Source organism: Pseudomonas atacamensis, assembly GCF_017167965.1.
Taxonomy (GTDB): Bacteria; Pseudomonadota; Gammaproteobacteria; order Pseudomonadales; family Pseudomonadaceae; genus Aquipseudomonas; species Aquipseudomonas atacamensis.
Window position 1 is genome coordinate 4,065,411 of the sequence record NZ_CP070503.1, and the last position, 14,746, is coordinate 4,080,156.

The window sequence follows — 14,746 nt, forward strand, 5'->3', positions numbered from 1 at the left end:
GACCAGGACAAAGGCGTCCTCGCTAGGCAACTAGCGGGACGCCTTTTTTTGTTTGCGCAAAATTTGTCGAGCAAGGCCCGACGGCCCACCAGAGGCCAGCCGCAGCTCCCGGAGAACCTGATGAAAAAACTCAAACTGGTGATGATCGGCAATGGCATGGCCGGGGTGCGTACCCTGGAAGAACTGCTCAAGCTGAGCGACGAGCTCTACGACATCACCGTCTTCGGCGCCGAACCGCACACCAACTACAACCGCATCCTGCTGTCGCCGGTGCTGGCCGGCGAGCAGACGTTCGAAGAGATCGTCCTCAACGACCTCGACTGGTACCTGGAAAACAACATCAAGTTGCTGCTCAACCGCAAAGTGGTGGAGATCGACCGGGTCAAACGCCGAGTGATCGCCGAGGACGGCACCGAAGCCGAGTACGATCGCCTGCTGATCGCCACCGGCTCGACCCCGTTCATCCTGCCAATCCCCGGCAACACTTTGCAGGGCGTGATCGGCTATCGCGACATCGCCGACACCCAGGCCATGATCGACACCGCCAGGACCCACAAGCACGCCGTGGTCATCGGCGGCGGCCTGCTCGGCCTCGAAGCGGCCAATGGCCTGATGCTGCGCGGCATGCACGTCACCGTGGTGCACCTCGGCGAATGGCTGCTGGAGCGGCAATTGGACAAGACCAGCGGCCAGCTTCTGCAATCGGCGCTGGAATCCCGTGGCCTGCACTTTCGCCTGTGCGAACAGACCCAAGCCCTGCACGATGCCGGCAATGGCCGGGTCGGTTCGGTGCAGTTCAAGAACGGCGACATCATTCCTGCCGATCTGGTGGTGATGGCCGCCGGCATCCGCCCCAACACCGAACTGGCAGAAAAGGCCGGCATCCCGTGCAACCGCGGGATTCTGGTCAACGACACCCTGCAAACCTACGACCCGCGCATCTACGCAATCGGCGAATGCGCCAGCCATCGCGGCATTGCCTACGGTCTGGTTGCACCGCTGTTCGAACAGGCCAAGGTCTGCGCCAATCACCTCGCGCAACTGGGTTTCGCTCGCTATCAGGGTTCAGTGACCTCAACCAAATTGAAAGTCACCGGCATCGACCTGTTCTCCGCCGGCGATTTCATGGGCGGCGAAGGCACCGAGACCATCACCCTCTCCGACCCGATCGGCGGCGTGTACAAAAAACTGGTGATCAAGGATGACGTGCTGGTCGGCGCCTGTCTGTACGGCGATACGGCAGATGGCGGTTGGTATTTCCGGCAGATTCGTGAGAATCACGCCATCGGCGAGATCCGCGATCACCTCATGTTTGGCGAAAACGCTTTAGGCGACGTAGGACATCAGGGCCAGGACAAAGCCATGGTCATGGCCGACAGCGCCGAAGTCTGCGGCTGCAACGGTGTGTGCAAGGGCACCATCGTCAAGGCGATTCAGGAACACGGCCTGTTCAGCGTCGATGAAGTGAAGAAACACACCAAGGCTGCCAGCTCCTGCGGTTCCTGCGCCGGCCTTGTTGAACAGATCCTGATCAATACGGTGGGTGGCGCGGCCGACGTCAAACCGAAAAGCGAAAAAGCCATCTGCGGTTGCAGCGACCTCAACCACGGGCAGATTCGTCAGGCGATCCGTCAGGAACACCTGCTGACCATCGCCGAGACCATGAGTTACCTGAACTGGCGCACGCCCAATGGCTGCGCGACCTGTCGCCCGGCGCTCAACTACTACCTGATTTCCACTTGGCCCGGCGAGGCCAAGGACGACCCGCAATCGCGTCTGATCAACGAACGCGCCCACGCCAACATCCAGAAGGACGGCACCTATTCGGTGGTGCCGCGCATGTGGGGCGGCGTGACCAATCCGTCGGAACTGCGGCGGATCGCCGATGTGGCCGACAAGTACAACGTGCCGATGGTCAAGGTCACCGGCGGTCAGCGCATCGACTTGCTGGGGATCAAGAAACAGGACCTGCCCGGCGTCTGGAAAGACCTCGACATGCCGTCCGGCCACGCCTACGGCAAATCCATCCGCACCGTGAAAACCTGCGTCGGCAGCGAGTTCTGCCGCTTCGGCACGCAGAACTCGACGCAACTGGGCATCGAACTCGAGCACGACCTGTTCAACATGTGGTCGCCGCACAAAGTGAAGCTGGCAGTGTCCGGTTGCCCACGCAACTGCTCGGAAGCGGGCATCAAGGACGTAGGAATTATCGGCGTCGACTCCGGTTGGGAGATGTACATCGGTGGCAATGGCGGGATCAAGACCGAAGTCGCCGAGTTCTTCGTCAAGCTCAAGACTGCCGAGGAAGTCCGTGAATACAACGGCGCGTTCCTGCAGCTCTACCGCGAAGAAGCCTTCTACCTCGAGCGCACCGTGCATTACCTGCAACGGGTCGGCATGGAGCACATCAAGAAAAACGTGCTCGAAGACGCCGAGCGGCGCAAGGCCTTGAACGAGCGCCTGCAATTCTCCCTGTCGTTCGAACAGGACCCATGGAAAGAACGCCTGGCGCAGCCGCAACTGAAGAAAGAATTCGACGTGATCCCCGTGAAAAACCTGGAGGTGCCGGCATGAACTGGCTCGATATCTGTGCGCTGGAAGAGATCAACGCCCTCGGTTCGCGGATCATTGCCGGGCCGAAAGGAGACATCGCGATTTTTCGTACAAGCGACGACGAGGTTTTCGCCCTCGATGACCGCTGCCCGCACAAGGGCGGCCCGCTGTCGCAGGGCCTGATCTATGGCAAGCGCGTGGCCTGCCCGCTGCACAACTGGCAGATTGACCTGGAAACCGGCGAAGCCCAGGCGCCGGACATCGGCTGTGCGCACCATCATCCGGCGCGGGTCGAGAACGGCCGGGTGCAACTGGCCCTGCGGGACGCCATCTGATGAACCGCCAGACGACCGCCTCGACCTGCTGTTACTGCGGGGTCGGCTGCGGCGTACTGATCGAGCATGACGGCGAGCGCATCCTCGGCGTCAGCGGCGATCCGGCGCACCCGGCCAACTTCGGCAAACTGTGCAGCAAAGGCTCGACGCTGCACCTGACCGGCGACCTCGCCGCCCGCGCCTTGTACCCGGAACTGCGTCTGGGCAAAGGCCTGGCGCGCAGCCGTACTGACTGGGATACCGCCCTCGACCACGCGACCAACGTGTTTGCCGAAACCATCGCCGAACACGGCCCGGACAGCGTGGCGTTCTACATCTCCGGGCAGTTGCTCACCGAGGACTACTACGCCTTCAACAAACTGGCGCGGGCGCTGGTCGGCACCAACAACATCGACAGCAATTCGCGGCTGTGCATGTCTTCGGCGGTGGTCGGCTACAAACGCAGCCTCGGCGCCGACGCGCCGCCGTGCAGTTACGAAGACCTGGAGCTCAGCGACTGCGTGATGATCGTCGGCAGTAACATGGCCTACGCCCATCCGGTACTTTTCCGTCGACTGGAGGAAGCCAAATCCCGTCGCCCGCAGATGAAAGTCATCGTGATCGACCCGCGTCGCACCGACACTTGCGATTTGGCTGACCTGCATCTGGCGATTCTTCCGGGCACCGATGTCGCCTTGTTCCATGGGATTTTGCATCTGCTGTTGTGGGAAGACTGGATCGATCGCGATTTCATCAAGGCGCACACCGAAGGCCTCGCCGAACTCAAGACGCTGGTCCGCGATTACACCCCGCAAATGGTTTCGCAACTGTGCGGCATCAGCATCGAGCAACTGCAGCAATGCGCAGAATGGGTCGGCACTGCGCCGAGCTTCCTGTCGCTGTGGTGCATGGGCCTGAATCAGTCCACCGCCGGCAGCGCAAAGAACAGCGCGCTGATCAATCTGCACCTGGCCACCGGGCAAATTGGCCGTCCCGGTGCCGGACCTTTCTCACTTACCGGTCAGCCGAACGCCATGGGCGGGCGGGAAACCGGCAGTCTGTCCAATCTGCTGCCCGGTCACCGCGATGCCGCCAACCCGGAACATCGCGCCGAGGTGGCGGCGTACTGGGGTGTGGAGAGCATGCCCGAGGCGCCGGGCCTGAGCGCCATCGAGCTGTTCGAAAGCGTGAGTAGCGGCAAAATCAAAGCACTGTGGATTGCCTGTACCAATCCAGCGCAATCGATGCCCGATCAGAGCGCAATCCGCGCAGCGCTTGAGGCCTGCCCTTTTGTGGTATTGCAAGAAGCCTTTCGCACCACCGAAACCGCTGCGTTTGCCGACCTGCTGTTACCCGCCGCCAGTTGGGGCGAGAAAGAAGGTTCGGTGACCAACTCCGAGCGGCGCATTTCCCACGTGCGCAAAGCGGTTGTCGCACCGGGCGAAGCGCGGCCGGACTGGGCAATCACGGTGGATTTCGCACAGCGTCTGGAGAAACGTCTGCGCCCCAGGCAGCCAAGCCTGTTCGCTTTCGATAAACCTTCGCAGTTGTTTGATGAATTCAAAGCGCTGACCCGTGGGCGAGACCTGGATCTGTCCGGGATCAGTCATGCCTTGATCGACGAGATCGGTCCGCAGCAATGGCCCTTCCCTGCCGGCGCCCGCCAAGGCACGCCACGCTTGTACGGCGACGGCATTTTTCCTACAGCCAATGGCCGCGCGCAGTTCATTGCCGATCCGTACCGCGCCGCCAAGGAACAACGCGACGCGCGCTTCCCGCTGACTTTGATCACCGGTCGCCTGCGTGACCAGTGGCACGGCATGAGCCGCACCGGCACCGCCGCGCAATTGTTCGGCCACGTCAGCGAAGCCGTGCTGAGCCTGCACCCGGACGAGATGCGCCGGCACCGCTTGCAGCCCGGCGATCTGGTCAATCTGAAAAGCCGCCGTGGCGCGGTGATTGTTGCGGTCGGCAGCGACGACAGCGTGCGTGCGGGCCAGGCGTTTCTGCCGATGCACTGGGGCGATCGCTATCTCAAGGGCGGCGTCAACACGCTGACCTTGCCGGCGTTTGATCCGCTGTCAAAACAACCGGAGCTCAAGCACAGCGGCGTGCGTCTGGAGGCAGTCAACCTGCCGTGGCAACTGTTCGCCTTGATCGAGGGTGATGTTCAACGGCATTTCGAGACGCTACGACCGCTGTGCGAGGCGTTTTCCTACGTCAGCCTCAGCCTTGTCGGTCGTGAGCGGCCAGCGCTGCTGATACGCGCTGCACACAGCCAGGCGCCGGATCCACAACTGCTGGGCGAGATCGACCAATGCCTGTCACTGCTGGAAGGCCCGGTTCTGGCCTATGACGATCCGCGTCGCGCCATTGGCAAGCGGGTGCGCATCGAAAACGGCCGTATCACTGCGATTCGCCTGGCCGGCGAAACCCTTGCGCAACACTGGTTGCAGAGCCTGTGGCTGGAGGGCCGCGCCGACCAACAACTGCGGCGCTGGCTGCTCGCGCCGATGAGCGCGCCGCCAGGCGCTGTCGGCGCCATTGCGAGCGACAAGACCTTGTGCAATTGCGAAAACGTCAGCCTCAACGCAGTCTGCGCCGGCATTCGCCAGGGCCTGGATCTGCAAGGCCTGAAAAACAATCTCCGATGCGGTACGCAATGCGGTTCCTGCGTGCCGGAAATCAAGCGTCTGCTGGCTGCCGAAGCGCGGCCGGTCGCGGTCATTTAACGAGGACAACACCATGAATGCGAAAGTCTGGCTGGTGGGCGCAGGCCCTGGCGATCCGGAGTTGCTGACGCTCAAAGGGGTGCGCGCATTGCGCGAGGCCGATGTGGTGATGATCGATGATCTGGTCAACGACGCGGTGCTGGAGCACTGCCCCGATGCGCGGATCATTCCCGTCGGCAAGCGCGGCGGCTGCCGTTCGACCCCGCAGGCATTTATCCATCGGCTGATGCTGCGTTATGCGCGCCAGGGCAAATGCGTGGTGCGCCTGAAGGGCGGCGATCCGTGCATTTTCGGCCGCGGTGGCGAAGAAGCGCAGTGGTTGCGCGAGCGCGGGGTTGAAGTGGAACTGGTCAATGGCATTACCGCCGGGCTGGCCGGGGCGACCCAGTGCGATATTCCGCTGACGTTGCGGGGCGTGGCGCGCGGAGTAACGTTGGTGACTGCGCACACGCAGGATGACAGCCAGTTGAACTGGCAGGCTCTGGCGCAAGGCGGGACGACGCTGGTGGTTTACATGGGCGTGGCCAAGCTGGGCGAGATTCGTGATCAGCTGCTGGCCGGAGGGATGGCGGCGCATACGCCGGTGGCGATGATCGAAAACGCCTCGTTGGCGCATCAGCGTGAATGTCGCAGTGACCTGAGTGCGATGGCTGAGGATGCCTCGGCGTTTGAATTGAAGAGCCCGGCGATTCTGGTGATTGGTGCGGTGGCTGCTGTCGTGGAAGAGCAAAAGATCGCAGCCTTCGGCAGCTCCTACAGGACACATATGATCTGAATGTAGGAGCTGCCGCAGGCTGCGATCTTTCAAGATTCAAAGCCAAATCGCAGACAAAGAAAAGCCCGGCCTGAGCCGGGCTTTTCCATCAGCGGCAGCTAATTACTTAGCTTGAGCTTCAACCTGCGCTTCTACGCGACGGTTTACAGCGCGGCCAGCGTCAGTTTTGTTGTCAGCAACTGGGCGGGATTCGCCGTAGCCAACAGACTGAACGCGGGACGATTCAACACCGTACTGGTTGGTCAGAACTTGCTTAACGGCGTTTGCACGACGCTCGGACAGTTTCTGGTTGTAAGCGTCAGGACCGACGGAGTCAGTGTGACCTTCAACAGTAGTGGTGGTGGATGGGTACTGCTTCATGAAGTCAGCCAGGTTCTTGATGTCGCCGTAGCTGTTTGGCTTGACTACCGACTTGTCGAAGTCGAATTTCACGTCCAGCTCAACACGAACAACTTCAGCAACTGCTGGGCAGCCATCAGCGTCAACGGTTACGTTGGCTGGGGTGTCCGGGCACTTGTCAACGTTGTCGCAAACGCCATCGTTGTCGCTGTCGGAGCAGACTTCAGCAGGTGCTGGAACTGGAGCAGCAGCTGGCTTGGAGCCGCCACCGAAGTTCACACCGATACCGACGCTAGGAGCCCACTCGGTGTCGCCCTGGTCGATGTTGTACTGAGCTTCAACGCCGGCACGGGCGTAGAAGTTCTCGGTGAAGTACAGCTTGGCACCGCCGCCAACGTTAGCGAAGGTGGAACGGTTACGACCGTTCGAACCGTTCTGGTCGATGCTCTGGTCAGAGAAACCGGCCGAAACGTATGGACGAATCATGTCGCCTGGGTTGTTGAAGTGGTACAGAGCGTCCAGAGCGGTGTTAGCGCCTTTGACGTTCTTGCCATCGTCGGCACGTACGTTGTGCACTTCGTCGTAGCCCAGACGCAGTTCAACGTCGTCGGTCAGGAAGTAACCGATCGAACCGCCGAACAGGTTGCCGTTGTTCTTGAAGTTACGAGCGCTGTCGAATTGTTCTTTCTTAGCGAAGCCTTCGATTTCAACTGCGCCTTGGCCTTGTGCCAGAGCGCCGAACGAAGTGGCGGCAATCAGAGAACCAATGGCCAAGCCCAAGGTGTTTTTCAGTTTCATCCGTTAAATCCCCATCTGGTGATTGTGAAGCAGTCCCGCAAACCGGGGGACAACTCGGCGGCAAGTCTATCAGAACTTGCCTACACGTAAGAGATATTTGCGCTGAACTAAGTTTCAGCAATGCCTGCAAATTTCTCACGCAATTTATCTAGAGCGCGTTTGTAACGCATTTTTGTCGCACTCAAACCCATGTGCATGATGTCTGCGATCTCCTGAAACTCCAGCTCTGCGACAAATCGTAGCACCAGAATTTCGCGGTCAATCGGATTCACATACACCAGCCAGCGATCAAGCCCACCCTTCTCCTCCGGCTTCGGCGCCTTTTCTTCAGACGCTTCTTCAAGAGGGTCCAGACTGAGAGCGTCCATCAAGCGACGCTTACGCCGTTCCTTCCGATACTGCGTGATGCATTCGTTGTAAGTGATGCTGTAAAGCCAGGTTTTGAACTTCGATTTCCCCTCGAAGTTCTTCAGGCCGTACAGCACCTTCAGCATCACTTCCTGACAGACATCGTCTGCGTCGCGATCGTTCCCAAGATATCTCGCGCAGACGTTAAATAATGTTCGCTGGTAACGCCGCATCAACTCTTCGTAGGCGCGCGTTACGTGAAACAGCTCGGTATGCGAGCGCGCGACCAACTCCTCATCAGAGAGCTCGCGGGGGTCGTAGCGCGTGGATAGCGGTTGGGCTTTATTCAAAACAAGTCGTGCCGACAGTCAGGTCAATGTCCGCCACAACCAGCCTCGGCTGGCATTTTGCGGCGGCATACATTAGCAGGGTTTGCCGGTTTAGCGGCTACTCACATGCTGTTCCAGCAGGATCCGATTGGAGAGAGAGACTAGCTCACCCTCATCGGTCAGCAATGTGGTTTTAACCGTGCCGATCTCTTCGATCTGGCCTTCGACCTCGCCAACACGCACTTGTTGCCCAACCTCGTACAGCTCACGCACATAGATTCCCGCAAGAATCTGACCGGCAATTTCCCGGCTTCCCAAACCCATGGCCAGCGCAACTGCCAGACCAACGGTAATCAATACGATAACAATCACATGGTTCAGCAGGTCGGTCTTGACCTCGAGCTGGCTGATCGCCACGGAGATGCTGATGATGATCACCAGCCCCTGCGCGATCCGCCCCAACCCCGAAGCGTAGTCCAGCCCTACGCCTTCTGCTGCGCCGCGCACCAGCCCGTTGGCCAGTTGCGCCAGCAGGACCCCGACCAGCAGCACCAGCGCGGCGCCGAATACTTTCGGCAGATACAACGCCAGCATGTCCAGCGTAGCTGAAACTCGCTCGAGGCCAAGGGATTCTGCCGCAGAAACCAGAAAAATCAGCAGAACGAACCAGTAGACGATTTTACCGATCAGCGTCGAGATCGGCACTTGCAGCCCGGCGCGCGACATCAGCTTGGTCAGCCCGGTGCCGCCCATCAGGCGATCGAGGCCCAGTTTGGCGAGCAATTTGGAGAGCAAGGTGTCGAGCAGCTTGGCCACGACGAAACCCAGCAGCAGCACAACCAGTGCGCCGAACAGGTTCGGAATGAAGTTAGCGACTTTGGTCCACAACGCAGTCATTGCAGTGACGAGGCTCTGAGTCCAGAGATCAAGTTCCATATTCAATCAGCCTTATCAGCAGTGCGAGCAGTGGTTTTACGGAGACGGGAAACCGGCGAGACATGCGCCGAGCCATTGTTCAGGGCAATCATCAGCGCGGGCAGCCAGCGGCCCAGCAGGCTGAACAGATCACCGGCGCCGACCTGGCGGTTGGCGGTTTTGAGTACGCGGCCCAGGCACGCATCGTCGTCGCGGCTGGACGGCGAAGCGTTGAGCATGTCGCGCAAAGACTGTTCAAACGGATCGTGCATACGCACCTCTCGTGATGTCTGTGAAAGACGCGGGCAGATTTGCTCGGGTCACATGCGCCATGTTCACACCCAGCGCAATCGACGGAACAACCACCACTGGCCGAATGCCAGGGCGAGCACCGTCAGACAGGCGATCAGGAAGCCATACGGGCTTTCGGCGAACGGAATACCGCCGACATTTATCCCGAGCAGACCGGTGATGAAACTCATCGGCAAAAAGATGCAGGTAATGATGCCGAAGCGATACATGGTGCGGTTCATGTGCACGCTCAAACGCCGGTCTTCGGCCTCCAGCACAAGCCCTACGCGCTCTCGGGTCAATTCGAGCTCTTCCAGATAACGGGTCAGGCTGTTGTTCAATTCGTTCCAGTAGTCGGCATCGTCTTCGACGAACCACGGCAGTTTGATCCGCGTCAGCTGTCCGAAAATGTCCCGCTGCGGCGCAAGAAAACGCTTCAGCCCGGCCGCTCTGCGACGGATGTGCAAAATCGCCCCATGCTCGGGGGTATACCGTTCGTCGGCGTCGAGTTTTTCTTCCTCTTCATCCACCACTTCCGACAGGCACGTGACCAGATCCTGCACTTTGTTGGTGAGGAACTGCGCCAGATACAGCATCAATTCCGAGGAAGTTCTTGGCCCTTTGCCCTCACCCAGCAGCGCCAGCAACTCATCCGTAGCGCGCAACGGACGCAAGCGCAGGGAAATCACTCGCTGAGCCGAGGCGAAAATCCGCACCGAGACCATATCTTCCGGCTCGGCGCCCGGGTTGAGATTGACCCCGCGCAGAAACAGCAGCAGCTCGGAGTCGGGCAATGGCAACAGACGCGGGCGGGTATTCTCTTCCAGCAACAGATCGCAGGTGAATTCATTGAGCCCGCTGGATTTGCGCAGCCAGGTCTGGGTCTGCGGATGGCTGCGATCCCAGTGCAGCCACAGGCTTTCATGGGCCAGCAGCTGCAAATCGTCGAGCTCAGTCCGGGCTATCGAACGCGCACCGCCCTTGCCGTCCAGCACCAGGGCATGCACCAGCCCCCATTGCGCGTTTTCTTCCTCGAACATCCGCATCCCTTGTCGAAAAGCTTATTCAGGCATTTTCAGCGGGCTCGGCGACACGATCACGCCGTTGTTGTCCGCATAAATGTACTGGCCCGGGTGGAACGTCACGCCGGCGAAAGTCACCGGGACGTTGAGGTCGCCAATGCCGCGCTTGTCGGTTTTCATCGGATGGCTGGCCAGCGCCTGCACGCCGAGATCGGTCTGGGCGATGACGTCGACGTCACGGATGCAACCGTAGATCACCAGCCCTTCCCAACCGTTCTGCGCGGCCTTGGCGGCGATCATGTCGCCCAACAGGGCGCGGCGCAGCGAACCGCCCCCATCAACCACCAGCACTTTGCCTTTGCCATTGAGTTCGGCCTGCTCCTTGACCAGCGAATTGTCTTCGAAGCACTTGATGGTCACGATTTCGCCGCCGAAGGAATCCCGGCCGCCGAAATTGCTGAACATCGGTTCCAGCACCTGCACCAGCTCCGGGTAGGCGTCGCACAGGTCAGGCGTAAGGTAATGTTCCATCGAAAAACTCCTGTAACAAGGAAGACGATCAAGGATGCCGCATTCTGATGAGACGAGTTCCGGCGGTCGCTGTTTACCTTAGTCCATGCCATGGTCGCTGAGCGAACCTGAACCGCAGCTGAAACGTTATCGCTAAACAGTCACGAAATATGACCGGAACCGCACAATGCGTCATATCTTAGCCGCAAGCCAGGCTGAACGGAACGCCCATCACACCGCAGCGGCCAGATCCGTCGTCTGCGCCAGCAACGGCGTCTGCTGATCGTTCAACCAGCGCGCCACCAGCGGCCACACCTCAGCCTGCGCCGCTTTGCTCACCAACATTTCGACATGACCGAAATTATCCGAGAAGCCCTGCTCGCGGCCCAGATTGATGAACTGCTTGCACTCTGAGCCGATCTGCTCGAACAGCTTGCGGCAGGCCCACGCCGGATCCTGATGATCGCCCGCCGCCGTCACCGCCAACACCGGCACCTGAACATCGGCAAGCCCGGCCCACCAATCCTTGTCCTTGTCGCCGAAGCGGCCGAACAAGCCGTACCAGCGCATGCTTTCGATGGCCAGGCCGATCGGTTCGTCTTCCGGACCGCGTTTGAGGCGTGAGCCGGACAACTGCGCGAAACGCTTGAGAATGAAGCGCCCGCCCCACTCCACCGGTGGGATTTTCAACGGCCAGTAGGTGCGGCTGACCTGGGTGCCGAAAAACGCCGCCGAGGCCACGGCCGGTTCGCCGAGATATTCGCCACCGAGCGCCGCCGCCAGGGTGATGCCGCCCAGCGAATGGCCGATCCAGTGCGGGATCTGTCCGCTCTGCTCACGTACGAACGCGGCAATCGCCGGTAGATCGTAGCGGGCATAGTCGGCCACGCGGTTGCGCCGGTAGTCCTCATTGCGCTGGGACAGGCCGTGACCGCGCATTTCCGGAATCCACACGTCGAAGCCCAGCCGCGTCAGATACGCGCCGAGCCCGAGGCCTTTGGGGGAAAACCAGAAGCGCCGATTGGAAAAGCTGCCGTGCAACAGAATCACCGGCACGCCGCGTGGCGCCGTGTCATCGGCCATGCCCAGGCGGGTGACGGCGATCTCTACGGACCAGTCCAGGCTGTTGCCGGGTTTCAATCGATAGACGTCTTCGCTCAGATCGCCGCGCCGCTCGGCGCTGATCAGCGCGACAGGAAACAGGTTGCTGCTGCTTTGCATAATGCTCTTGCACAAAAAAGGGCGGCATCCGTTGGAGCCCGCCCTACTTCAATCTCAAGGCCCGCTCCCACATGGGGCGCGGGCCAATTACATACTGATCAAGCCTGACCTTCGGCGAGGAAGAACCAGGTTTCCAGCACGGTGTCCGGGTTCAGCGACACGCTCTCGATGCCCTGTTCCATCAGCCACTTGGCCAGATCCGGGTGGTCCGAAGGACCCTGACCGCAGATGCCGATGTACTTGCCAGCCTTGTTGCAGGCCTGAATGGCGTTGGCCAACAGCTTCTTGACCGCTGGATTACGTTCGTCGAACAGGTGCGCGATGATCCCCGAGTCACGGTCCAGACCCAGCGTCAGTTGGGTCAGGTCGTTGGAGCCGATCGAGAAACCGTCGAAGAATTCGAGGAATTCCTCAGCCAGAATCGCGTTGGATGGCAGTTCGCACATCATGATTACGCGCAGACCGTTCTCGCCGCGCTTCAAGCCGTTCTCGGCGAGCAGATCGACCACCTGGCTGGCTTCGCCCAGAGTACGGACGAACGGCACCATGATTTCCACGTTGGTCAGGCCCATCTCGTTGCGCACGCGTTTCAATGCGCGGCATTCGAGCTCGAAGCAATCGCGGAACGATTCGCTGATGTAACGCGAAGCGCCACGGAAGCCCAGCATCGGGTTTTCTTCTTCCGGCTCGTAGAGCTTGCCGCCGATCAGGTTGGCGTATTCGTTGGACTTGAAGTCCGACAGACGCACGATGACTTTCTTCGGCGTGAACGCTGCAGCCAGGGTGCTGATGCCTTCCACCAGTTTGTCGACGTAGAAGTCGACCGGGTCGCTGTAACCGGCAATACGCTTGTCGACGCTGTCCTTGATTTCCTGCGGCAGGCCGTCGTAGTTCAACAGCGCTTTCGGGTGCACGCCGATCATGCGGTTGATGATGAATTCCAGACGCGCCAGACCAACGCCGGCGTTCGGCAATTGCGCGAAGTCGAAGGCGCGATCCGGATTGCCGACGTTCATCATGATCTTGAACGGCAGCTCCGGCATGGCGTCGACGGAGTTCTTCTTGATGTCGAAGCCCAGTTCGCCTTCGAAAATGTAGCCGGTGTCGCCTTCGGCGCAGGATACGGTCACGCCCTGGCCATCCTTCAGCAGCTGGGTGGCGTTACCGCAACCCACCACCGCCGGAATGCCCAGTTCACGGGCGATGATCGCCGCGTGGCAGGTACGCCCGCCACGGTTGGTGACGATGGCGCTGGCGCGCTTCATCACTGGTTCCCAGTCCGGGTCGGTCATGTCGGAAACCAGCACGTCGCCCGGCTGGACTTTGTCCATTTCCGAGACGTCTTTGATGATGCGTACTTTGCCGGCGCCGATGCGCTGGCCGATCGCCCGACCTTCCACCAGCACGGTGCCGGTTTCCTTGAGCAGGTAACGTTCCATCACGTTGGCCTGGGTGCGGCTTTTCACGGTTTCCGGACGCGCTTGCACGATGTACAGCTTGCCGTCGTCACCGTCCTTGGCCCACTCGATGTCCATCGGGCAGCCGTAGTGCTTCTCGATGATCATCGCCTGCTTGGCCAGCTCACTGACTTCGGCGTCGGTCAGGCAGAAACGCGCGCGTTCGGCCTTGTCGACATCGACAGTCTTGACCGAACGACCGGCCTTGGCCTCGTCGCCGTAGATCATCTTGATGGCTTTGCTGCCCAGGTTGCGGCGCAGGATGGCCGGACGACCGGCTTCCAGGGTGCCTTTGTGTACGTAGAACTCATCGGGGTTGACCGCGCCTTGTACGACGGTTTCGCCCAGGCCGTAAGCGCCGGTGATGAATACCACGTCACGGAAACCCGATTCGGTATCGAGGGTGAACATCACGCCGGCGGTGCCGGTTTCCGAACGCACCATGCGCTGCACGCCAGCCGACAGGGCGACCAGTTTGTGGTCGAAGCCCTGGTGCACGCGGTAGGAAATCGCACGATCGTTGAACAGCGAAGCGAACACCTCTTTGGCGGCGCGGATTACGTTTTCCACACCACGGATGTTCAGGAAGGTTTCCTGCTGACCGGCGAACGAGGCGTCCGGCAGGTCTTCGGCGGTGGCGGAAGAACGTACGGCCACGGCCACGTCAGGATTGCCGGCCGACAGCGCGGCGAACGCGGTGCGGATCTCGGTGTTGAGCTTTTCAGGGAATTCGGCGTCCATGATCCATTGGCGGATCTGCGCACCGGTCTTGGCCAGGGCATTGACGTCGTCGACGTCGAGCGCGTCGAGGGCCTTGTGGATCTGATCGTTCAGGCCGCTCAGTTCGAGGAAGTCACGATAGGCCTGAGCCGTCGTGGCGAAGCCGCCGGGGACCGAAACACCGGCGCCTGCCAGGTTACTGATCATCTCGCCCAGGGATGCGTTCTTGCCCCCCACATGCTCAACATCGTGTTTGCCGAGCTTATCGAGGGAAACTACGTACTCTACCAAGGTGATCTCTCCACTAACTGTGTTGGAAAAGCTCAGAAACCGGCGGCCCGGGGGAGCCTTGGCCGGTTGTATGGCCTGGACCTGGAAAATAAGTGAGAATGCGGGCCAATGGCGGCCGGCAAATCGCGCCT

Annotated in this window: 12 protein-coding genes; 4 read left to right on the forward strand and 8 right to left on the reverse strand. The window is 60.4% G+C overall.

Annotated features, from left to right (window positions below; translation table 11 throughout):
• Positions 1-120: 120 nt before the first annotated feature.
• Genes nirB through cobA form a run of 4 tightly spaced genes read left to right on the forward strand, consistent with a single transcriptional unit; the run spans position 121 to position 6,374 of the window.
• The gene (nirB, locus tag JWU58_RS18435) at positions 121-2,574 is read left to right on the forward strand and encodes a nitrite reductase large subunit NirB (RefSeq protein WP_016773837.1); all 2,454 of its coding nucleotides are present in this window, start codon (positions 121-123) and stop codon (positions 2,572-2,574) included.
• The gene (gene nirD, locus JWU58_RS18440; RefSeq protein ID WP_016773836.1) at positions 2,571-2,888 is read left to right on the forward strand and encodes a nitrite reductase small subunit NirD; all 318 of its coding nucleotides are present in this window, start codon (positions 2,571-2,573) and stop codon (positions 2,886-2,888) included. Before nirB ends, nirD begins: the two co-directional genes overlap by 4 nt.
• Positions 2,888-5,599 carry a nitrate reductase gene (locus tag JWU58_RS18445; RefSeq protein ID WP_206420739.1) on the forward strand — a complete coding sequence of 904 codons (2,712 nt, stop codon included), beginning with the start codon at positions 2,888-2,890 and terminating at the stop codon, positions 5,597-5,599. Before nirD ends, JWU58_RS18445 begins: the two co-directional genes overlap by 1 nt.
• Positions 5,600-5,612: 13 nt before the next feature.
• The gene (gene cobA, locus JWU58_RS18450) at positions 5,613-6,374 is read left to right on the forward strand and encodes a uroporphyrinogen-III C-methyltransferase (protein ID WP_206420740.1); all 762 of its coding nucleotides are present in this window, start codon (positions 5,613-5,615) and stop codon (positions 6,372-6,374) included.
• A gap of 102 nt (positions 6,375-6,476) precedes the next feature.
• On the opposite strand, the gene JWU58_RS18455 is transcribed toward cobA, so the two are convergent.
• The 8 genes from JWU58_RS18455 to ppsA all read right to left on the reverse strand — a co-directional run bounded on the left by JWU58_RS18455 (position 6,477) and on the right by ppsA (position 14,615).
• Complete coding sequence (locus JWU58_RS18455; RefSeq protein ID WP_016773833.1) at positions 6,477-7,511, reverse strand: OmpA family protein; 1,035 nt, start codon at positions 7,509-7,511, stop codon at positions 6,477-6,479.
• A gap of 107 nt (positions 7,512-7,618) precedes the next feature.
• Positions 7,619-8,209, reverse strand: coding sequence for an RNA polymerase sigma factor SigX (gene sigX, locus JWU58_RS18460; protein WP_016773832.1), 591 nt, complete (start codon positions 8,207-8,209; stop codon positions 7,619-7,621).
• Between the two features lie 90 nt (positions 8,210-8,299).
• On the reverse strand, positions 8,300-9,124 hold the full coding sequence (locus JWU58_RS18465) for a mechanosensitive ion channel family protein (protein WP_016773831.1): 825 nt from the start codon (positions 9,122-9,124) through the stop codon (positions 8,300-8,302).
• A gap of 2 nt (positions 9,125-9,126) precedes the next feature.
• Positions 9,127-9,375, reverse strand: coding sequence for a hypothetical protein (locus tag JWU58_RS18470; protein WP_003223293.1), 249 nt, complete (start codon positions 9,373-9,375; stop codon positions 9,127-9,129).
• 63 nt (positions 9,376-9,438) lie between these two features.
• On the reverse strand, positions 9,439-10,434 hold the full coding sequence (locus JWU58_RS18475; RefSeq protein WP_130887697.1) for a zinc transporter ZntB: 996 nt from the start codon (positions 10,432-10,434) through the stop codon (positions 9,439-9,441).
• A gap of 21 nt (positions 10,435-10,455) precedes the next feature.
• Positions 10,456-10,947 carry a ribonuclease E activity regulator RraA gene (gene rraA, locus JWU58_RS18480; protein ID WP_016773829.1) on the reverse strand — a complete coding sequence of 164 codons (492 nt, stop codon included), beginning with the start codon at positions 10,945-10,947 and terminating at the stop codon, positions 10,456-10,458.
• A 210-nt stretch (positions 10,948-11,157) separates the two neighbouring features.
• Positions 11,158-12,147: an alpha/beta fold hydrolase gene (locus JWU58_RS18485; RefSeq protein ID WP_206420741.1), complete on the reverse strand. Its 990-nt coding sequence runs from the start codon at positions 12,145-12,147 to the stop codon at positions 11,158-11,160.
• 98 nt (positions 12,148-12,245) lie between these two features.
• On the reverse strand, positions 12,246-14,615 hold the full coding sequence (gene ppsA, locus JWU58_RS18490) for a phosphoenolpyruvate synthase (RefSeq protein ID WP_051600403.1): 2,370 nt from the start codon (positions 14,613-14,615) through the stop codon (positions 12,246-12,248).
• Positions 14,616-14,746: the final 131 nt, after the last annotated feature.